The organism is Arenibacter algicola (genome assembly GCF_000733925.1).
GTDB classification, from domain to species: Bacteria; Bacteroidota; Bacteroidia; order Flavobacteriales; family Flavobacteriaceae; genus Arenibacter; species Arenibacter algicola.
The window spans coordinates 1,204,978-1,224,194 of the sequence record NZ_JPOO01000003.1 but is presented as its reverse complement, the minus strand read 5'-3'; the positions used below and the strand labels follow the sequence as shown (position 1 = coordinate 1,224,194).

Annotated in this window: 22 protein-coding genes; 9 read left to right on the top strand and 13 right to left on the bottom strand. The window is 38.9% G+C overall.

The features are described 5' to 3' along the window. Positions 1-11: 11 nt before the first annotated feature. Positions 12-629, top strand: coding sequence for a PAQR family membrane homeostasis protein TrhA (gene trhA, locus U735_RS0115700; protein WP_031444745.1), 618 nt, complete (start codon positions 12-14; stop codon positions 627-629). Here the strand turns inward: trhA and U735_RS0115695 are convergent. Then, a complete protein-coding gene (locus tag U735_RS0115695; RefSeq protein ID WP_031444744.1) occupies positions 626-1,054 on the bottom strand; it encodes a DUF4268 domain-containing protein in 429 nt (142 codons plus the stop codon). The two genes, trhA and U735_RS0115695, sit on opposite strands and share 4 nt — an antisense overlap. Beyond that, entirely contained in the window at positions 1,055-1,726 is a 672-nt protein-coding gene (locus U735_RS0115690) for a ZIP family metal transporter (protein WP_031444743.1), read from the bottom strand. Positions 1,727-1,816: 90 nt separating this feature from the next. Here U735_RS0115690 and U735_RS0115685 point away from each other — a divergent pair, with 90 nt between their 5' ends. Both U735_RS0115685 and U735_RS0115680 read left to right on the top strand, forming a co-directional pair. Beyond that, the gene (locus U735_RS0115685) at positions 1,817-2,980 is read left to right on the top strand and encodes a THUMP domain-containing class I SAM-dependent RNA methyltransferase (protein ID WP_031444742.1); all 1,164 of its coding nucleotides are present in this window, start codon (positions 1,817-1,819) and stop codon (positions 2,978-2,980) included. A 32-nt stretch (positions 2,981-3,012) separates the two neighbouring features. After that, complete coding sequence (locus U735_RS0115680) at positions 3,013-3,243, top strand: hypothetical protein (RefSeq protein WP_031444741.1); 231 nt, start codon at positions 3,013-3,015, stop codon at positions 3,241-3,243. On the opposite strand, the gene U735_RS0115675 is transcribed toward U735_RS0115680, so the two are convergent. From U735_RS0115675 to rlmD, 3 genes are read right to left on the bottom strand one after another with little or no spacing between them, the layout of a single operon-like run. Further along, positions 3,221-4,042 carry a DUF6048 family protein gene (locus tag U735_RS0115675; protein ID WP_031444740.1) on the bottom strand — a complete coding sequence of 274 codons (822 nt, stop codon included), beginning with the start codon at positions 4,040-4,042 and terminating at the stop codon, positions 3,221-3,223. The genes U735_RS0115680 and U735_RS0115675 overlap by 23 nt on opposite strands. Continuing rightward, the gene (locus U735_RS0115670) at positions 4,023-4,553 is read right to left on the bottom strand and encodes a DUF6452 family protein (RefSeq protein ID WP_031444739.1); all 531 of its coding nucleotides are present in this window, start codon (positions 4,551-4,553) and stop codon (positions 4,023-4,025) included. The genes U735_RS0115675 and U735_RS0115670 overlap by 20 nt, the downstream gene beginning before the upstream one ends. An 11-nt stretch (positions 4,554-4,564) precedes the next feature. Continuing rightward, positions 4,565-5,980, bottom strand: coding sequence for a 23S rRNA (uracil(1939)-C(5))-methyltransferase RlmD (gene rlmD / locus U735_RS0115665; RefSeq protein ID WP_031444738.1), 1,416 nt, complete (start codon positions 5,978-5,980; stop codon positions 4,565-4,567). Between the two features lie 215 nt (positions 5,981-6,195). Here rlmD and U735_RS0115660 point away from each other — a divergent pair, with 215 nt between their 5' ends. The 3 genes from U735_RS0115660 to rocD all read left to right on the top strand — a co-directional run bounded on the left by U735_RS0115660 (position 6,196) and on the right by rocD (position 10,124). Next, positions 6,196-7,674: a sulfatase gene (locus tag U735_RS0115660; RefSeq protein WP_232233272.1), complete on the top strand. Its 1,479-nt coding sequence runs from the start codon at positions 6,196-6,198 to the stop codon at positions 7,672-7,674. Positions 7,675-7,790: 116 nt separating this feature from the next. After that, the gene (locus tag U735_RS0115655) at positions 7,791-8,699 is read left to right on the top strand and encodes an endonuclease/exonuclease/phosphatase family protein (RefSeq protein ID WP_083260712.1); all 909 of its coding nucleotides are present in this window, start codon (positions 7,791-7,793) and stop codon (positions 8,697-8,699) included. Positions 8,700-8,843: 144 nt separating this feature from the next. Beyond that, positions 8,844-10,124, top strand: a complete 1,281-nt coding sequence (gene rocD, locus U735_RS0115650) for an ornithine--oxo-acid transaminase (protein WP_031444735.1) — start codon at positions 8,844-8,846, stop codon at positions 10,122-10,124. A gap of 52 nt (positions 10,125-10,176) precedes the next feature. On the opposite strand, the gene U735_RS26195 is transcribed toward rocD, so the two are convergent. From U735_RS26195 to U735_RS0115630, 4 genes are read right to left on the bottom strand one after another with little or no spacing between them, the layout of a single operon-like run. Then, the gene (locus U735_RS26195) at positions 10,177-10,545 is read right to left on the bottom strand and encodes a DUF2752 domain-containing protein (RefSeq protein ID WP_394357440.1); all 369 of its coding nucleotides are present in this window, start codon (positions 10,543-10,545) and stop codon (positions 10,177-10,179) included. Positions 10,546-10,579: 34 nt separating this feature from the next. Further along, positions 10,580-10,864: a CD225/dispanin family protein gene (locus U735_RS0115640; protein ID WP_031444733.1), complete on the bottom strand. Its 285-nt coding sequence runs from the start codon at positions 10,862-10,864 to the stop codon at positions 10,580-10,582. A 37-nt stretch (positions 10,865-10,901) separates the two neighbouring features. Beyond that, complete coding sequence (locus U735_RS0115635) at positions 10,902-11,240, bottom strand: CCC motif membrane protein (RefSeq protein ID WP_031444732.1); 339 nt, start codon at positions 11,238-11,240, stop codon at positions 10,902-10,904. Positions 11,241-11,249: 9 nt separating this feature from the next. Then, positions 11,250-11,510 carry a DUF2752 domain-containing protein gene (locus tag U735_RS0115630; RefSeq protein WP_232233330.1) on the bottom strand — a complete coding sequence of 87 codons (261 nt, stop codon included), beginning with the start codon at positions 11,508-11,510 and terminating at the stop codon, positions 11,250-11,252. Positions 11,511-11,611: 101 nt separating this feature from the next. Between U735_RS0115630 and U735_RS0115625 the strand changes: the two genes are divergently transcribed. Together U735_RS0115625 and U735_RS0115620 are read left to right on the top strand one after the other, a co-directional pair. Continuing rightward, a complete protein-coding gene (locus U735_RS0115625; RefSeq protein WP_051892172.1) occupies positions 11,612-11,809 on the top strand; it encodes a hypothetical protein in 198 nt (65 codons plus the stop codon). After that, complete coding sequence (locus U735_RS0115620; RefSeq protein ID WP_031444729.1) at positions 11,809-12,357, top strand: Smr/MutS family protein; 549 nt, start codon at positions 11,809-11,811, stop codon at positions 12,355-12,357. The genes U735_RS0115625 and U735_RS0115620 overlap by 1 nt, the downstream gene beginning before the upstream one ends. Here the strand turns inward: U735_RS0115620 and U735_RS0115615 are convergent, their stop codons facing one another. Next, positions 12,358-12,867: a hypothetical protein gene (locus tag U735_RS0115615; RefSeq protein ID WP_031444728.1), complete on the bottom strand. Its 510-nt coding sequence runs from the start codon at positions 12,865-12,867 to the stop codon at positions 12,358-12,360. 134 nt (positions 12,868-13,001) lie between these two features. Between U735_RS0115615 and U735_RS0115610 the strand changes: the two genes are divergently transcribed. Beyond that, on the top strand, positions 13,002-14,150 hold the full coding sequence (locus U735_RS0115610) for a cysteine desulfurase family protein (protein ID WP_031444727.1): 1,149 nt from the start codon (positions 13,002-13,004) through the stop codon (positions 14,148-14,150). On the opposite strand, the gene U735_RS0115605 is transcribed toward U735_RS0115610, so the two are convergent. From U735_RS0115605 to U735_RS0115595, 3 genes are all read right to left on the bottom strand, one after another. After that, positions 14,147-14,800 carry a hypothetical protein gene (locus tag U735_RS0115605; RefSeq protein ID WP_031444726.1) on the bottom strand — a complete coding sequence of 218 codons (654 nt, stop codon included), beginning with the start codon at positions 14,798-14,800 and terminating at the stop codon, positions 14,147-14,149. The genes U735_RS0115610 and U735_RS0115605 overlap by 4 nt on opposite strands. A 118-nt stretch (positions 14,801-14,918) precedes the next feature. Then, positions 14,919-17,438, bottom strand: coding sequence for a TonB-dependent receptor (locus U735_RS0115600; protein ID WP_083260711.1), 2,520 nt, complete (start codon positions 17,436-17,438; stop codon positions 14,919-14,921). Further along, positions 17,392-19,080, bottom strand: a complete 1,689-nt coding sequence (locus U735_RS0115595; protein ID WP_031444724.1) for a M23 family metallopeptidase — start codon at positions 19,078-19,080, stop codon at positions 17,392-17,394. Before U735_RS0115595 ends, U735_RS0115600 begins: the two co-directional genes overlap by 47 nt. Positions 19,081-19,217: the final 137 nt, after the last annotated feature.

Here is a 19,217-nt window from a genome sequence, read left to right as displayed (position 1 = left end):
ACATCCTATAAATGCTGGAAAAAGAGGAAAAATTAAATACCCTTTCACATGCCCTAGGTATCATTCTTGGGTTGATAGGCTTTGTTGTCCTTTATCTTATTAACGATGGTCACAATTCCTATGGAATTTTTTCCATTAGTGTTTACAGCTTTACTTTTGTATTGTTATTTACCGCATCTACATTATACCACCGCGTTAGAGATCCCAAATTGAAAAACAAATTAAGAATATTGGATCATATCAGCATATATTTTTTAATTGCCGGGACCTATACACCGGTAGCATTAATAATGTTGGAAAAAGGTAATGGGTGGCTACTATTCTATACCGTCTGGGGTATAGCAGCAGTTGGTACCCTAATGAAGTTGTTTTATACAGGAAAATATGAGTTTATTTCACTTCTACTATATTTGATAATGGGCTGGTTGATCCTGTTGGATTTGGATAATTTGCTTAGTCAAACAACAACTATTGGATTGGGAACTCTTTTTCTAGGGGGAGCATTTTATACTATCGGGATACTTTTTTACGCTATAGAGAGAATCCCTTATAATCATTTTATTTGGCATTTGTTTGTCTTGGGAGGTGCCATCAGCCATTGGTGTTTTATTTTGATCGATGTTCTTTAAGGCTTTATAATATCTTCGTATTCTTGGAAGAAATCTTCGAATTTTGCCATGTTTTCCTTCAAAAAAACCATGGTTTCCTGCCAAGTGTTTTTGTTGTGAATGGAAACATTGCTTAAACTGACGGAGATTCTCGATATTTCCTTGCCGTTATCAAGTAAAACCGTATCCTCGAATAGTGCATTAGGTAGATATTCCTTATTAAAAAGCGACTTGAGTGAAATCAGTTTTTCCCATAATTCCAGACGTTTCTCCAGATCTTGATTTTCAATATCCATAGAAACCATGGCAGTGGACAAATCAAAGTGGAATTTAAATGAGAAATCCTTTATTCCGGTGTTGTAAAGAATCCATTTTCTTGGAAATGACTTCCCAAAGGAAATCCAGAAACCCTGCCTTAACTTTTTTGATTCTTCTTTGCTGAACATCTAGAGGGAATAAGCAATTATGATACCCAGTATAATGACCACCAATTTACGCAGGTTGAATTTGTGCGCTTCCGAACTTTCAAACAAAATTACTGTTGATATATGAAGGAATACTCCAATTACCAGAGCATTAAGTAAGACTGCATAGGTGTGCACAAACTCATAATTGGCGGCTATGTAGGTGCCTATTGGAGTCATCAAGGAAAAAAGTACTATAAAAAATATTGCGGACTGCAACTTAATCTTAGAGCTCAATAAAAATATGCTAAGGATGATGGCAATGGGAATTTTGTGTATTAAAATTCCGTATAGAATAGTACCGTGATTTTCTATAGGCAATCCTTCAAGTAGGGAATGGATGCATAGGCTTATGAAAAGCATCCACGGAAAATCCGATTTTTCGGGATCTAAATGAACATGTCCGTGTTCGGCACCCTTGGAAAAGAATTCAAGAAAAATCTGGAGTAGGATTCCCAGCATAATAAAAACCCCGACCGTTTTTGGCTCCGCACTACCATAAACTTCTGGGAACAATTCAAATACTGTAAGTGCCAGTAAAAACGCTCCACTGAAAGCTAGGAGTAGTTTAAATACTTCCTTGTTTTTTGGTTTTGTGAAGTATACAAAGATAAAACTCAGCAATACGCCAAGAATGGGTAATAAATATTTCATTTAGGATTGGTTCTGGTATTCTACAAAATTACCATATTGGCTAATAAGGGCTAAAATTAACGTATTTTTGCGTTAATCTTAAAGGTAGATATGAACAATAATTTTAAAATGGTGGCCAAGACCATGTTTGGTTTTGAAGAAATTTTGGCAAAGGAACTGCGCAACCTTGGTGCAGGAAATGTGGAAGAAGGGGTCAGGAGCGTTTTTTTTGAAGGCGATACGGGTTTTATGTACAAGGCAAACCTTTGTTTGCGGACTGCAATTAAAATCGTGAAACCCATCCATTCATTTCGCGTTAGGGATGAGAACGATCTTTATAAAAAAATCTATGCCATGGATTGGTTCGATTATTTGTCGACCTCCACAACTTTTGCCATAGACGCCACAGTAAATAGTGAAAACTTCACCCACTCCTTATATGTATCCCAAAAAACTAAAGATGCCATAGTGGATAAGTTTAGGGATACTGATGGCAGTAGGCCGGATGTTGATATAAAATTCCCGGATGTTAGGATCAATATCCATATTCAAAATGATCAGTGCAATGTGGCCCTGGACTCATCAGGGAGGTCGTTACATCAACGTGGGTACAGGACAGCAACGAATATTGCTCCGATAAATGAGGTTTTGGCTGCGGGGCTATTGTTGTTAAGTGGATGGGATGGCCAATGCGACTTTTTGGATCCCATGTGTGGTAGTGGCACTTTATTGACAGAAGCAGCCATGATTGCCTGTAATATTCCGGCCAATATTAATAGGAAGGAATTTGCCTTTGAGAAATGGCACGATTTTGATGCCGAACTTTTTGAAAAAATCGTGGATAGTAGTCTAAAAAGGACAAGAGAGTTTAATCATAAGATTATTGGCTATGACAAGGCGCCATCTGCGGTGCGAAAGGCTCAGGATAACATATTCAATGCTAATTTATCCGATTATATAACCGTGGAAAGGAAAAACTTTTTTGATTCGGAAAAATTTACGGATAAACATTTGCATATGGTGTTCAATCCACCTTATGGCGAGCGATTGGATATAGAAATGGAGGATTTTTATACCGATATAGGAAACACTTTAAAACGTAATTATCCGGGTACCGATGCCTGGTTCATTACATCCAACTTGGAGGCCTTAAAATTTGTAGGGCTTCGTCCTTCCAGGAAGATCAAGGTCTTTAATAGTCATTTGGAGTCACGCCTGGTAAAATACGTAATGTACGAGGGGAGCAAGAAGGCCAAATTTAATAAAGCGGAATAGCCCGTATTTAATAATTTAAAAGTATCGTAATCTTGAAACCAAAACATAAAGCCCTTATCTTTAATTTTCTGGGCTTCGCCATTTTATTTGTGGCAGGCAGATTATTATTGGGTATGTTCTTATCACTCAACACACTGGTCTTGGCCTTTATAGCTGCGGTAGCAGCAAGTTTTTTGGCGCCTAAATTTAGTGCTGTAAAAACAAAATCAGGAGAGAAACTGATGTTGAAATGGATATTTATTAAGGGTTTTCGGGAGCTCTAGGTTTTTCTGGGATTGGTGGTTGCTTTTCTTCCTTTTCCTTAATTTTTTTAGCTTTTTTGTAGAGCGGTAAAAAATAGGTGATGGAATAATTGTAGCCAACGCCAAATTTGCTCCCGTCGGTAACTTTATTGAATCCAGGTATCCATAGGTTGCTAAAACTATCCGGTTCCTTGTTGCTGACCAAAAATCCAATACGAACACTTGCTCCCAAATAAATGTTGGCGAAGAGTTCGGCTTTTATACCTAACACGGCCTCCAGCCAACTGGCATTTAATCCGCTAAATTCTTGGGCGACATCTGATCCCCACGGAAAATCATTAACTGCGTCCGGGTCAGGATTAATTTGATAATCAGGATCGTTCCAATACCGGTTGGTGTCAAAAATCTGATAATTATTCAAAGCTTGGCTAAAGGTACTATAGGCATACCGCCCACCTACATGTATTGAGTTGTTCATACCATACCAATTCCCATAGGTATTATAATCCACCCCAAGTTTTATATAGCTTCCGGAAGTGGTAAAATTGTATAGGTCCTCTTGCTTGGTATTTTTTTCATTACCCAGTTCTGCGGCCACATACAGTTTGTTCGTTATCCTATAATCCCCAACCAATTCAAGTCCTTGGTAGTCATCATTTAAAAATGAAATCAATAGGCGGCTAAGATCTATTCCTACCCTAATGCCATAGGGGTCAGTGTGGGCCACAGTATCTTTTGGCTGCAAGTCGATAGGCTTGCTTTGGGAATATCCCAAAAGAAAGGTGAGAAATAAAAAACTACTAATGATATATCTTAACATGGGCCGCTGTTGAATTTTCTACCAATGGGGTTACAATTTCTATATCCTTTATCCAGTTATCGGTTTCCGTTTTTAGATCGCCGCTCAAATCTTCATAATTGGCAATATATCCACACGCCCTGGAAATAAACTTATCTATTCTATTGTAATTTAAGTACAAGGTATCTAAATCCCCCCCTTCAACGGTAACTGTTTCGCCGCCAGAATCTGTAGTTTCAACATCTGAAGAGTTGCTAATAAAATAAAAACCTGTGGTGTTTTCTGTAACCTTTAAGGGAATGGCAATGGAATCAGAATCGGTTCTGTCGGATACGGTTGTAACTGTAGTATTCTGACCGACTCCCACAATTCTAAATTTGGTTACCTTTTTTAATTCGGTGGGATCGTCCACATCATAAAATCTTATCACTAGTAGTGGGGTGTCCCCGTCTATACAGATATCATCTTTTTCGCAGGCTCCAAAGCTGATGAATGTAATTAAAACTAGTATTGGAATATAGAATTTCTTCATGCTCGAGTGGACTATTTGGTCCGTTTTTTCAAAAGTACAACATTTTCAACATGATGGGTTTGCGGAAACATATCTACGGGCTGCACTTTCAATATTTCATAATCCTCCTTCATCATTTCCAAATCTCTGGCTTGTGTAGCGCTGTTACAGCTTACATATACGACCTTTTCTGGAGCAATGGATAGAATTTGCTGTACAACAGCCGCATGCATACCATCTCTGGGAGGATCGGTAATAATTAGATCTGGCCTTCCGTGTTCCTTAATGAAAGCTGGATTAAAGACATTCTTCATATCCCCTACAAAGAAATCTACATTGTCTATTTTGTTTCTTTTTGCATTGGCCTTGGCATCGGCAATAGCCTCGGGAACAGCTTCTATGCCTATTACCTTTTTAGCTTTTTTGGCTACGAATTGGGCAATGGTCCCCGTACCGGTGTAAAGGTCATAAACCAATTCATTTCCGGTAAGTCCGGCGAAATCCCGGGTTACTTTATATAGTTCATATGCTTGGTCCGAGTTTGTTTGATAAAAGGATTTGGCATTTATTTTAAACTGTAGCCCCTCCATTTCTTCAAAAATATGATCCCGTCCGGAATAACATATTATTTCTTGGTCATATATAGTGTCATTTTGTTTTTGATTGATGACATATAACAAAGCAGTTATTTCTGGAAAGCTTGCCGCCAAATGGTTCATCAATAATTCCCTTTTTTTCAAATCGTCCTCATAGAACTGGACCATGACCATGATTTCACCAGTAGAGGAGGTACGTATCATAACCGTGCGCAGCATACCCCATTGATTCCTGGGGTTGAAAAAAGATAGATTGTTTTTAATGGCAAAATCCTTTATTTCCAACCTGATCGCATTGGAAGGATCTTCCTGCAAATGACATTTTTTAATATCCAATATTTTGTCCCACATACCTGGGATGTGAAATCCTAGGGCATTTTTATCGTCTATTTCCTTACCGGAGTTTATTTCCTCCAAGGTTAACCATCGGCTATCCGAAAAAGAAAATTCCATTTTGTTCCTATAGAAATACTGATTTTTAGAGCCTAGGATGGTACTGGTTTTTGGCAATTCCAAATGGCCAATTCTACGTAGGTTGTTCTCTACCTCCTTTTGCTTATAAAACAGCTGGTGCTCATAGCCCATATCTTGCCATTTACATCCGCCGCATACCCCAAAATGTTCACAAACTGGAGTGGTTCTTTTGTTGGATAAAGTATGGAATTTGGTAGCAACCCCTTCGAAATAGGCCTTTCTTTTTTTGGTGGTCATAACGTCCACCACATCCCCTGGGACAGTGTTGGTCAGGAAAATCACCCGTCCGTCGGGAGCTTTTCCTATTGTTTTGCCTTTGGCTCCTGCATCTACTACTTCTACGTTTTCAAAAACTTGTCTTGTATTCTTTCTGCCCATGGCGCAAAAATAGGAGAATTTTTTAGGATTTATGTAGCTTTTTAACAGAGTCTTATTTGTATTTATTAGATTCGTTTTTCCAACGCTGAAAACTAACATGCAATGGCCCTTTAATACCATAGCTTCTTTGAGATTGGCGGTATTGTGAAAAATAAATTGGCATTAATTAATATTCCAATGTGTTTAATATGTTTCTATTGATCAAACTTAAAAGTATGTTTAAAATGAGAAAATGGCTTTTTTGTCTCTTTATGTTGTGTTTCTTTATAGGACAATCACAACAGGGCATACCTAGTAAAAAGAACAAGAACAATAAACCCAATGTACTGTTTATAATTGCGGACGATTTAACTGCTACTGCAGTCTCGTCCTATGAAAATAAGATGTCTCATACCCCGAATATTGATAATTTGGCAGCTGAGGGCACCAAATATACCAGAGCCTATACCCAATATCCCGTCTGTGGCCCTTCTAGAGCTTCTTTAATGTTTGGCTATTATCCCAACGCTACTACCACTTATGGCTATGTCAGTGGCAGGGAAAACGTGGGACCCTCACGAAAATCACTTACACAATTGTTCAAGGATAACGGATATTATACGGCAAGGGTAAGCAAGATATACCATATGGGAGTGCCTATAGATATTGAGACGGGTTCCAATGGGCAGGACGACGAGGCCTCATGGACCGAACGCTTTAATAGTCAAGGTCCAGAATGGACAGCGGAAGGGGAGGCCGAATTGGTGCAAAATAATCCATACGGACTTAAGCCAAGGAAAGGCGGAAATGTTATGACCATTGTAAAAGCGGATGGGGATGATTTGGCACATTCTGATGGGAAAACTGCTGAAAAAGCTGTTGAACTTATTAAACAGCACAAAAACAATCCTTTCTTTTTGGCGGTTGGGCTGGTAAGACCCCATGTGCCATTTGTGGCTCCAAGTAAGTATTTTGAACCTTATCCACATGAGCAAATGGTATTGCCGCCTAAAGTTGAAAATGATTGGGACGATATTCCTGCTCGTGGAATTAACTATGTAACCAGTGTAAATGGGGAAATGTCGGAGGAACAGGAAAAAAAGGCAGTAGCTGGGTATTATGCATCTGTAGCCTATATGGATGCACAGGTGGGAAAAATATTAAAGGCTTTAGAGCAAGAAGGCTTGGAGGACAATACCATTGTTGTTTTTACTTCGGACCACGGCTTTCATTTGGGGGAACACCGTTTTTGGATGAAGGTAAGCCTGCATGAGGAATCGGTTAGGGTTCCTTTGATTATCAAGGTGCCTGGAAAAGCACCGGCGGTCTGTAATTCCTTTTCAGAACTTTTGGACCTGTATCCCACCTTGGCCGATTTGGCGGGGATTGAGGCTTCCAAGGGATTACAGGGGAAAAGTCTTGTAAAAACTTTGAACAACCCCCAGGTGGAAGTAAGGGATTTTGCTTTTTCTGTGAGCCAGGGAGGTAAGTCGTTTTTAGTACGGAACCACAAATGGGCCTATATACAGTATGATGAAGATGCCGGAGCAGGAATGGAACTTTTTGACATGGAGTACGATGCCAAACAATATAATAATTTGGCGCATAATCCAGCTTATGATGATGTGGTTCAGGAAATGCAGCTGAAGTTAACAGAAAAACTGAAATCCATAAGGAAAAATGATTTAGGAATTGAATACGGGATGAATAATTAGATAGGTGTTTGTCCTAAATAAGCGCGATAAACTGGTTTAAAGGTAGGGCTACCAATTGAAGTGTTTATGAAGGCTGCCATATTCTATAAGATGAATATATAAATAAAATTAGATCAATGATTTTACGAAATATTTTATTAACCGTAGTTGCAATTCTCCCATTTTCACTTATGTCCCAAAGTGAGCTGGGCGAATTCAAAATTATTACCTACAACATTTGGAATGGATATGATTGGGGCAAGGATCAGGAAAGAAGGGGAAAAGTTCAAAATTGGATAAGCAGTCAGGCTCCAGATGTGGTGGCTCTTCAGGAATTGTGTGCCTATAACCCGGAAAAGTTGCAGGAAGATGCCAATGCTTGGGGCCATGGATATTCCGTCTTGTTGAAAACAACAGGTTATTCAGTTGGTTTTACCTCCAAGTATCCTATTGAACTCAAGGAGAAAATAGTAGATGGTATGCATCACGGGGCTTTGCACTGTAAAACTAACGGAATTGATTTTTTGGTAGTTCATCTCCACCCAGGAAGTATTGCAAGAAGACGGGAAGAGGCCGGTATACTATCTGCGAAAGTGGATGCCATCACCAAATCTACTTCTAAATACGTGGTATTGGGCGATTTTAATGCCCATTCGCCCTTTGAGGCTGATTTATATGATCCTAATGGTTATTTGTTAACAAGATTAAGGGAATCCAACTTGGGAAAGGGTTTAAACGGTAATCTAGAAGATGGCGATTTGGATTATGCCGTAATGTCCAAATTTCTTTCATTGCCTTTATTTGATGTAGTTCAAAAATATACTGCAGGATTAGCAGAAAGAGGTAGTTTTCCAGGGCGGGTATTGGGTGAGGTCAATCAAGAAGCCACCGATCAACTTCTCTCACGTATGGAACGCATAGATTATATTATGGTTTCACCTTGGCTTTCTGAAAAATGTAAGGATGCCCAAGTCCATAACGGACCAGAGAATTGGTTTTTGTCCGATCATTATCCTGTTAGTGCCACCTTTGATCTAAAAGATTGATTGGTAGGTTTTTCTGAGTGAAAATCGGTGTCCAAAAATTTTAGGATGCAAGTTACAATTCGTAATTTGCGGTCTCTACAATAGAAGGATGATTTCTCTCCCCAAGAAGGAATTGCTAAAGTTTTATTTAAAAGTTATTTAATCATGTCAGTTTTGGAAAAATTAACTTCTAAAGATGCAATTGCATTGGAGGAAAAATTCGGAGCGCACAACTATCATCCGCTACCTGTTGTTCTAAGTAGGGGGGAAGGAGTTTTTGTTTGGGATGTTGAAGGAAAAAGATATTATGACTTTTTGTCTGCCTATTCCGCAGTAAACCAAGGGCATTGTCACCCTAAAATTGTTGGAGCCATGATTCAACAAGCACAAACGTTGACTTTGACTTCTAGGGCGTTTTACAATGATATGCTTGGAAAATTTGAGAAGTTGGCTGCGCAAACATTTGGCTACAACAAATTATTGCCCATGAATACAGGGGCCGAAGCGGTGGAAACTGCTCTTAAAATATGTAGAAAATGGGCCTACGAGAAAAAAGGAGTTCCTGAAAACCAAGCGCAGATTGTTGTTTGTGAAAATAATTTTCACGGACGAACAACTACCATCATCTCATTTTCCAACGACCCAATTGCGCGTAAAAACTATGGCCCCTATACGGAAGGCTTTATTAAGATTGAGTACGATAATCTAAACGCTTTGGAAGAGGTTTTGGAGAACGATAGGAATATTGCTGGATTCCTGGTAGAACCCATACAAGGAGAGGCCGGAGTGTATGTGCCCTCTGATGACTATCTAGTCAAGGCACGAGAGCTGTGTAAAAAGCATAATGTACTTTTTATTGCAGATGAGGTACAGACCGGAATAGCCCGTACAGGTAAATTATTGGCTACCTGTGGCAATTGTAGCTGTCCTGACAGGCACTGCAGTGGGACTCCAGAGGTGAAACCGGACATACTAATTTTGGGAAAGGCACTTTCAGGAGGGGCTTATCCTATCTCCGGAGTTCTTGCCAATGACGAAATCATGGAGGTTATAAAACCTGGTAGTCATGGTAGTACTTTTGGTGGTAACCCCGTGGCAGCGGCGGTGGGCATAGCTGCCCTTGAGGTGGTCAAAGAAGAAGGACTTGCAGAAAATGCATATCAATTGGGAGTGCTATTTAGGGAAGAACTCAATAAGTTTATACCCACTTGTAATATTGTTAATGCAGTTAGGGGCAAGGGCTTGTTAAATGCCATCTTGATAAATGACACTGAAGATAGCTCAACCGCTTGGGATATTTGCTTGGCATTGCGGGATAATGGGCTTTTGGCAAAACCAACCCATGGAAATATTATCAGGTTCGCTCCACCTTTGGTGATGAATAAAGAACAACTTTTGGAATGTGTTGGGATTATAGTACGGACGCTAAAGACATTCGAAAAATAATATTCCACTCTTTAAAAGAGATTGCCCGTTATTTATTTTATAGCGGGCTTTTTTATTCTGGAGCCAAAAGGGTAAATGGATATAGGTTTATATTCCTAAAAATAGTGAACAGGGTAATTATTATAAATAACACCATGGGAGTTTTGGGGTGATATATTAAATCTGGTAAGCTTTCTTTGCCTTTTGCTGGTGCACAACTTCGAACCCAATGGTAGGCAATCAATAAAAACGCAGGAAAAAAAAGTAGGTTGTGTTTGGCTACGCCAATTATATCCAAGTGGAGCAAATCGTGCAGTGCCCGCTGACTTCCACATCCCGTACAGTAATAGCCGGTGGCAGTCAAAAATGGACATTGGGGAAAGTACTTGGAATTACTTGGGTTGTTGAAAAAATAAAGGAGCAGTATTCCAACGAATACCACTCCCAAAATTATCACTCCAAATATTTTCCTATTCTTAGAAATCACCTCCGCTCATTAATCCTCCAAAAAGGGCAAGGCCAAAAAAAGCGATATATATGAGCCAAAATAAGCCAGCTATGGCAATACCAACAATAGCCCATGTTTTTGCATTTTTAGAGGCTCTTTCGGCCTGTTCGTAATTTCCAAGGGCATAGGCCTCATTTACTTTAGCGGCATTCACAATACTCACTATCCCGGGAATCAAGCAGCAGAATACAGTACTTATAATAGCTAATACCAAATAGTTGTTCGGTTTGGTACGGGTTTGGTTATTTTCCATAAAAATGCTTAATTAAATTGATGGGTTGTAATAAAATCTATTGAAGGTTTTCAAAATAATCTTCCATTCTCTCCCTCATAAGTTCTTCGTTCTGTAATGCATCCCAACCTATAATGGAGATGATCCAAATGAAGAAGAAGATTACCAGAATATTCAAAACAATACCTATAATCGATAAGGTTTTTCCTAATTTAACATTGTTGTACCCTTCATACATACTGGGATTTACTGCGTAGAGCATGGTGGCTTTTTTTGCTAAAATAAGGCCTATTATCCCAAATATCAATCCAATAATTCCATAGCAGCAGCAGGTAACTATTGAAATAATTCCGAAAACCAATATTAGTGTTGCGTTGGGTAATTTTTGTTGTTCCATATTTCTTTTTTAATGTATTAGATGAACCATTTTGTAAATGTAACTTACTATTATGATTCCCGCGTTTAGGTATAAAAGATAGATTTTGATCTTGAAGGAATTTCTAATATTGAATATTAGTGAGGCGCCAATAAAACCAACTAGAAATATAATGGTATAAATGGCCGGGTATATCTTAAGGGCCTCTATAAAATTGCCATCCAACAGATAAGAAATTGACCGTTGAATTCCGCAACCTGGACACTCAATGCCGAAAATCTGCTTGTTCATACAAGGCAGCATGTAATTTTCCAGTTCCAAGAGAATTGCCATCAGGATTATTTAAAGTACTAATATAATTCTTTACCGAAAAATACTATTATTTTTGGGCAATGAAAACAAAACGGACTTTTTATTTGGTGCTGATTGTGGCAGGAGCTCTAATTGCTGGGATGGGAGACCATATAATGCAAAGGGAATATGCGTTGAGCATTGGAATTGTCCTGTTAATGTTTGGCCTGTACAAGACCACACAGTTGTGGAGTATAGATCAAAATGGTGATGGGGAAAAAGACAAAGAGAAGAACTAATGGATTTTAAGGTAGGAGATCAAGTTGAAGCCATTGATGATATTGTTCAGGGTGTTGTTGTAAAAATAAGTGGTGGGCAAATTACAGTTGAAAGCAAGGACGGGTTCTTATTGAAATATACATCAGATGAATTATTGAAGGTTTCCGGCTCCAATGTTATTAAAGTGTCCAATTTTGAGGTTGCCAAAATAAAGGCTGAGAAGGAAGTGCCAAAGAATAGGCACAGCAGGAAAATAAGGCCCAAGGAACGGTACGCCCCACAGATGGAAGTTGATCTGCATATAGATAAGTTAACACCCTCAACAAAGGGAATGACCAATTTTGAAATGTTGAACCTGCAACTTGATACGGCCAAACGTCAACTGGATTTCGCTATTCGTAAAAAGATACAAAAGGTTGTATTTATTCACGGAGTAGGGGAAGGAATTTTAAAAGAAGAACTACATTATCTCTTTAAGCGGTACGAAAACGCAAAGTATTATGACGCGGACTACCAAAAATACGGAATGGGGGCTACGGAAGTATATTTTTTTCAGAACACCCCATAATTAATTGGTGGTCACAGTCCCAAAATCATTGATACTTAAATCGGTTATCCGCTGATTGTTGGATTCGTTTATAAAGGTAATCTCGCTGAGCCTTATGGTATGTTCATATAAAGTGTTCTCGCCATCAACTATTTCTGTGGTGGTTATAAGTACAGAACCACTCTCTGCCTCAATTTCTTCCATTACCGTAGGTTCCGTAACAGGGATCAGATCGCAAAAATAATCACTGGAAACATCATCGGAAAAATCACGATAGGTAAGGGTTGTGCTAGTTGAGATAGGATATTCTACCTCACCGTCCGATGCTTCATTCTTAAGGGTTCCACTCGCTATGGTGAGTATTAGGGCCTCGTTGCCGTTAATTTTAAAGAATAAAGTGGTGCTGGTCGTTACCGTAGTCTCACAGTAATCTATATCAATATCGTCAAAGTCTATAGTCTCTATGGTTAAATCCCCATCATTGCATGAATACAGGGATAAGCACAAAAGGAAAGTCAAGAGATTTTTCATGCCTCAAATTTAATCGAAATATAGGTTATAATCCTAGAGGTTTATGAGCATTTTACAGGAAATTAACTTTATTTCAAGTAATTTTGGCGAACTTTCCTGGAGTTGGGAAAGTTTTTAATTTGAACTATTTTTTAATGAAAAAGGTTTATTTGGATAGTGCCGCAACCACGCAGGTTAGACCCGAAGTGATCTCAAAAATGCAAGATGCCCTGGCAAATTGCTATGGTAATCCATCTTCTTCCCATGGTTTTGGAAGGACAGCTAAAACGGCTATTGAAAAAACAAGAAAAACTATTGCCAAGTATTTAAACGCTCACCCAGCGGAGATAATCTTTACTTCGGGAGGTACCGAAGCGGACAATATGATTCTTAGATGCAGTGTAAGGGATCTTGGAGTTAAAACCTTGATTACTTCCAAAATAGAGCATCATGCCGTATTGCATACAGCGGAGGCCCTTGCCCAAGAATATGGTATTGAATTGTTGTTTGTGGATTTGGATGGTTCAGGAAATCCGGATCTTGCCCATTTGGAGTCGCTGTTGAAGAGGGATGGAAGTAAAAAATTAGTGAGCCTTATGCATGTGAACAATGAAATAGGAAATATTATAGATATAGAGGCGGTTGGCAAGCTATGCCTGGAAAATGACGCCTTATTTCATTCGGATACGGTACAGTCCATAGGACATTTCCCATGGGATGTGCAGAAATCCAAAGCCCATTTCCTGACTGCTGCGGCCCATAAATTTCATGGTCCCAAAGGAGTTGGGTTTGCTTATATTAAAAGAAACGTTGGTCTAAAGCCCTTGATTTTTGGAGGATCGCAGGAACGTGGTTTTAGGGCCGGAACTGAACCGTTTCACAATATTGTAGGTTTGGAGGAGGCTTTTAAAGCGGCTTATGATCACTTGGATGAGGAAATGAATTATGTGATGGAGCTAAAAAGATATTTTATAGAAAAAATATCCAAAGCAATTCCCGATGTCGCCTTTAATGGTCTTTCCGGAGACATGGAGGGCGGTACTTATACCCTTGTGAATGTGCGCCTTCCATTTGATTCCCAAAAAGCGCTGATGTTATTGTTTCATTTGGATCTAAAGGGCATTGCCTGTTCCAAAGGCAGTGCATGCCAGTCCGGTAGCGATATTGGTTCGCATGTTCTTGAGGAAATACTTTCGCCCGAAGACATGGAAAAGCCTTCTTTGCGCTTTTCGTTCTCAAAATATAATACCAAAGAGGAATTGGATTATGTTGTTGCGGTTTTACAGGAATTTGGTTCCAATTAGTTCTTTTTTCGATCCCTGGGGCGTTCCCTGTCGTAAGGGAATTTTCTGGAAGCAAGTTTCATCATCAGATCGATAAGGTCTGTAGTATTCTTCCCCGATTTCTTATTGATCTGTTTTTCGTATTTCCAAAGCAATTTACCCGTTAAACCGTCACTTATTTTTACTCCGATGCGGCCATAGTTGGCATCACCGTTGATATAATCTAGAAGGCTAAATTCTGTAGGGACACCTTTGGATAGCAGTACATTTAAGTCCAAAGTACCACTTATTATGCCATCTACTTCTAAAATTTGTGCTAGTTCCTTTACGCTGTAGACATCTATGTTGTCGTATGAAATACCTTTTTGTTTAAGTATGGCATTGGTATTTTTTGTATTCTGGAAGTCAACGGAAAATTTCTTTTTCTTTTTTCTTTGGGAGAAATAAGTTTCAAGGGCGTCCTGTACGGCGTAGCCTTCCTTCTCTTCCAAATCTTTTAATTCTTCACTGGATATTTCATCCTTCAATTCCAGATTGGTCAAGAACGGGATAATGGCCAAATTAGCATGATCTTGGCTCAAATCATCAAACCTTTCGCTTTCATAAATGTTCTTTTGAGCGGATACACCTAGGCAAATAAAGGCGGAAATTATTACAAGAATATTTTTCATCTATTACTATTTGTTCTTTATATACTGCACATTATCTAGATGGATACTTCCAATTGGACCTAATTAATGTTGTTGCCCTATGTGCTATTCAATTTTGTGATTAAAACTTTTTTCAGTACTAAAAACGCATCTCTATTTTTATATTTAAGATACGGCCGGTCATAAAATTGGGTACGGCAAATTGTTGTTCGTTTACCAAATCCCTGACCCATGTGTTGGTTATGGAATTTTGGTTGTTGAATAAATTAAATATTTCAATGCCGCCACTTAGATCCTTGAAAACCCGTAAAAATGAATTTTTGTCATTGGATTTATTGGTTCCCACAAAAATATAGGAAATTCCCAAATCTGCACGCTTATAATCCCTTAATCTATTTTGATAAAGGTAGGGATCGGTATAGCTAGGTGAACCTCCAGGCAGTCCTGTATTATAAACCAGATTCAGGTACATTTTAAGGTCCGGCACCTCTGGCATATAGTCCTGAAAGAGAATACCGACCTTTAAGCGCTGATCTGTGGGTCTAGAAATATAGCCACGTTCATTGATGTTCTCTTCTGTTTTGAGGTAGCCTAAACTAAACCATGACTCCGTTCCGGGAACAAAGGCGCCGTTTAGCCTTAATTCTGCTCCATATGCGTAGGCTTGTGCATTGTTTTGGGCTGCATATCTTATACGTACATCCTCCAAGGTGTAGGGATTTACATGGGACATTTTTTTCCAATAGGCCTCGCCGTTCAATGTAAATGGCCTTTGCCACAATTTAAAGCTGTATTGGTTTCCAAATACAATATGATAGGATTTTTGGCCCTTCACTTCCGGATTTACATTGCCATTGTTATCCCTTAGTTCCCTGTATAATGGCGGCTGTTGGTAGACTCCCCCGGAGAGTCTGAACAGCATATCTTTTGTCCAATTTGGCTTTATGGAAAATTGGGCTCTGGGACTAAATATCGTGTGTGCGCTAGTTTTAATGTTTTTGCCGCTCACTACCCAATGGCTTGCCCTGGCGCCTATGTTATAATATATGCTATGGTTGTTCCATTGTGATCTATAGCTGTATTGCGCAAAGCCGGAAAGTTTATGGGTGTTTACCGAATTCCTGGCAATAATGCCCTCATAGGGCAATAGGGGAGCTTCAAAGGGTATTTCAGGTTCGTTGCGATTATAACCAGCATTGGGAGGCCGTACCATATATCCCAGAGAATCCAAGAATTCTGACTCCCTAATTTGGTCTCTAATATTGGTGTGTTCGTATTTAAGTCCCCATGAAATGGCTTTTCCATCTTTGGTGTGGAGGCCTTTGTGCTCCAAATTGAAGATTTTAGCATCCAGATCATTTCTGGCCCGATTGTATTGTGTGGCCAAGCCATTTACAGGGGTCGGTTCCCCTAGGATATCGTCTTCAAGACTTGTATTTAAATCACTAAGCCGGTATTGGGATATTACATCGGAATATTCCTGCTCCCTATTAAAATACAAGGAGGAAATAAATTTTAAAGTGGTCCTGTCATTTAATTGGTATTCCGCTTTCAGGGCGTTTAAGTTGGTCCTATACTGGTTTTTTTCACTTCCTGAATAATAGACGGTCAAAGTTTTTATGTCATTCAGGGTCCCAAAATTGGTCTGCCGGGTAGAAGGTTGGTTTCTATAATTGTTGATGGAAATATTTCCTAGATAGCTAATTCGAAATTTGTTGGAAAATATATAGGTAGTATATTGTTGAATATCAAAAAATGAGGGATCGTAGTTGCCACTGATGTTCTGACTATTTACAAGGAGGCTATTGTCCCTAGATCTGATGCTGGTCAGGGAAGATAATCTCTTGTTTTTGGATACGCTTTCCAAAGTGGTCGAAGTACCTAGGCGGGTCGCGTTTATTTTAAGTCCAAAAGAAACAGGTATTTTATAGCTGATATCCAAAACCGAAGAAAGTTTATCGCCATACTTGGCTTGAAAGCCTCCTGCGGAAAATTGCAGGTTTCCCACCATATCACTATTTATAAAACTTAGGCCTTCCTGTTGTCCAGAGCGTATTAAAAAGGGCCTATAGATCTCTATATCATTGACATACACTAAATTTTCATCAAAATTGCCGCCTCTAACCATGTACTGTGTACTGAGCTCATTGTTGGAGGAAACCCCGGGCAAAAGCTTTAAGATGTTCTCCACTCCCGCATTGGGTCCTGGAATATTTCTGGCCATATCTGATGAAATGGTTGTAATTCCCTCAGCGTACCTGTTGCCCGAAGGGGTTACGACAACTTCGGTAATAAGTATGGCCTCATTTTTTAGAACGGGGTTAAATTCATAATTCTCATTGGTATTTAGAATTAGATCTTTGAGAATCAGCTTTTCATTGCCTAGATGGGAAAAGGTTATTGTTATTTCCTGGTCTGCTATAATTTCCAATATATAAAACCCGTTCGCATCGGAAAAAGTTCCCTGGTTATTGGATGCAATATTAACATTGGACAAAGGTGTTTGATTTTCATCAAAAACTACACCGGTTATGCTAGCCGTTTGTGCTTTTAGAATGGTTGCCGAAGTTGCTAAAACGACAAGAAAAAATAGTTTAAAAAGTCTCAATGTTTCATTTTCTGTAAAAAGTACTTGTGAAAGTACTGCTATTACCAACATTATCGGTAACCACTACTTTCAAATCACATTGTTTTTTATCCAATATAAGATCATCAAAATTATAGGTAATGGTACTTGTCTTGGGCTCATATTCAAGAAGTATCCATTCACCATTTAGGGTTGCATTGTAAGTGTCTATACCACTTAGGTCGTCCGTAATTTTTAAGCTTAGATAACTGTAATTGGTAAGCCACTGTTTGTCTTTAAAATTTTTAGGCCTAATCTGTGGGGCAACAGTGTCTTTTGCCAAGGTATAGGTGCCAAGATCCCTAGTTCTTGTGGTAAAGGTAGTACCCCTTTTATAGGTAGAGGCGTAATTTGCAGATCTATTCTTGCCCAATCTTGCTATGAATAGCTGTTTCCTTTCCTCGTCCGAATATTTTGAAACATCAAAGGTTATTGTAAAGTTTCTATGGGCCGGGACCTTACTGTTGTGAATGGTAATAGTATCCTGTCCATTTTTTAGATCGATATAAAAATTGTCATAAAACGTATTGGCCGGAAAATATACTTTTGCAGCCCCCAAATCAAAATTGTTAGGTTTCTTGGCAATAATATAGTTATCCGTTTTCTCTTCGATTTTTGGGATTTTAATTTCTTCATGCTTTCCTTCCACAGGTATAACCAATTTGGTAAGATTACCGGCAAGATCATAAATTTCAATTTCCACATTATAGGACAAACCTTCACTTACCTCTATTTTTCCATTATTGTAAATAGTTCTGTAAATACCCAAAAGATTGCTTTCATCCTTAAAACACTTCTGAATCCTTTCCCTGTAGGTACTGTAATGGTTGTAATCTATCAAGGTGTTTATGTATCGGCTTTCTGTAAATGAGAATGTTTCAAAATTAAAATCGGTATATAATTTTCCATTCACTATTTGTTTCACGGAATAAACTCCGTTTTGATTGGCAGCGAGGTCTTGGCGGTCAAATGCATTTATTCCAAAACCAATTGTGCCAAGGGCAGTTACCTTGTCTGCAAGATAGGTGCCATCACTTTGTCTATGGTATTTTAATTTTATTTTTTCCTGACTTTGATTTACCTGAGCGTTATCCGAAAGGGGATAGGCATAGACACTCAATAAAGTGGGGTCTGTGGCATCCCTTACCTCTATTCCATAAAGGAGGGGGTTTGTCGGCATTTCGGAGGCACTGTTTCTAATTTCGAAATGAAGGTGGGGTCCGGCAGATCCACCGGTATTTCCAGTATATGCAATTAGATCACCTTTCTGAACCTTAAGCTCCGAAAATTGAGGAAAAATTTCCACTTCAAATGATTTCTTTTGGTACTGCACATTCTTTACGTAAGCTTCTATTTCGGGTGAAAATTTTTGAAGATGCCCGTAGACGGAAGTGTGGCCATTTGGATGGGCAATATATAGTCCCTTTCCATAGCCCCATTCCGATACTTTTATTCGGGTAACCGTACCCTCACCTATAGCGTAGACCGGTAACCCCTGTCGCTGTTGCGTTTTTATATCGATACCTGCGTGAAAATGATTGGATCGGAGTTCCCCAAATGTTCCTGAAAGAACTATTGGAATATCCAAGGGGGGGCGGAAAAAATCCGTTGGATACGGAGCTTGCCCATAAAAGATTGAAGAAAAAAGAAAAAATCCTAAGAAAAAGCCTTTCATATAAGTGATTATTGGTACGAAAGTAATTAATACCGTTCTAATTCAAAAAAAAGTCTGTGTTATATAATTTATAAAAAGGGTCAATTTTTTTTCTTAACTTGAGGTTGGAAATTTTACTTTAAGAATAAATGAAAAAA

What these genes read in the sequence shown, in the direction of transcription:
- trhA (WP_031444745.1), top strand. Translation starts at nt 12, where the DNA reads ATGCTGGAAAAAGAGGAAAAATTAAATACCCTTTCACATGCCCTAGGT.
- U735_RS0115695 (WP_031444744.1), bottom strand. Translation starts at nt 1,054, where the DNA reads ATGTTCAGCAAAGAAGAATCAAAAAAGTTAAGGCAGGGTTTCTGGATT.
- U735_RS0115690 (WP_031444743.1), bottom strand. Translation starts at nt 1,726, where the DNA reads ATGAAATATTTATTACCCATTCTTGGCGTATTGCTGAGTTTTATCTTT.
- U735_RS0115685 (WP_031444742.1), top strand. Translation starts at nt 1,817, where the DNA reads ATGAACAATAATTTTAAAATGGTGGCCAAGACCATGTTTGGTTTTGAA.
- U735_RS0115675 (WP_031444740.1), bottom strand. Translation starts at nt 4,042, where the DNA reads ATGTTAAGATATATCATTAGTAGTTTTTTATTTCTCACCTTTCTTTTG.
- U735_RS0115670 (WP_031444739.1), bottom strand. Translation starts at nt 4,553, where the DNA reads ATGAAGAAATTCTATATTCCAATACTAGTTTTAATTACATTCATCAGC.
- rlmD (WP_031444738.1), bottom strand. Translation starts at nt 5,980, where the DNA reads ATGGGCAGAAAGAATACAAGACAAGTTTTTGAAAACGTAGAAGTAGTA.
- U735_RS0115660 (WP_232233272.1), top strand. Translation starts at nt 6,196, where the DNA reads ATGTTTAAAATGAGAAAATGGCTTTTTTGTCTCTTTATGTTGTGTTTC.
- U735_RS0115655 (WP_083260712.1), top strand. Translation starts at nt 7,791, where the DNA reads ATGATTTTACGAAATATTTTATTAACCGTAGTTGCAATTCTCCCATTT.
- rocD (WP_031444735.1), top strand. Translation starts at nt 8,844, where the DNA reads ATGTCAGTTTTGGAAAAATTAACTTCTAAAGATGCAATTGCATTGGAG.
- U735_RS0115640 (WP_031444733.1), bottom strand. Translation starts at nt 10,864, where the DNA reads ATGGAAAATAACCAAACCCGTACCAAACCGAACAACTATTTGGTATTA.
- U735_RS0115635 (WP_031444732.1), bottom strand. Translation starts at nt 11,240, where the DNA reads ATGGAACAACAAAAATTACCCAACGCAACACTAATATTGGTTTTCGGA.
- U735_RS0115630 (WP_232233330.1), bottom strand. Translation starts at nt 11,510, where the DNA reads ATGAACAAGCAGATTTTCGGCATTGAGTGTCCAGGTTGCGGAATTCAA.
- U735_RS0115625 (WP_051892172.1), top strand. Translation starts at nt 11,612, where the DNA reads ATGAAAACAAAACGGACTTTTTATTTGGTGCTGATTGTGGCAGGAGCT.
- U735_RS0115620 (WP_031444729.1), top strand. Translation starts at nt 11,809, where the DNA reads ATGGATTTTAAGGTAGGAGATCAAGTTGAAGCCATTGATGATATTGTT.
- U735_RS0115615 (WP_031444728.1), bottom strand. Translation starts at nt 12,867, where the DNA reads ATGAAAAATCTCTTGACTTTCCTTTTGTGCTTATCCCTGTATTCATGC.
- U735_RS0115610 (WP_031444727.1), top strand. Translation starts at nt 13,002, where the DNA reads ATGAAAAAGGTTTATTTGGATAGTGCCGCAACCACGCAGGTTAGACCC.
- U735_RS0115605 (WP_031444726.1), bottom strand. Translation starts at nt 14,800, where the DNA reads ATGAAAAATATTCTTGTAATAATTTCCGCCTTTATTTGCCTAGGTGTA.
- U735_RS0115600 (WP_083260711.1), bottom strand. Translation starts at nt 17,438, where the DNA reads ATGTTGGTAATAGCAGTACTTTCACAAGTACTTTTTACAGAAAATGAA.
- U735_RS0115595 (WP_031444724.1), bottom strand. Translation starts at nt 19,080, where the DNA reads ATGAAAGGCTTTTTCTTAGGATTTTTTCTTTTTTCTTCAATCTTTTAT.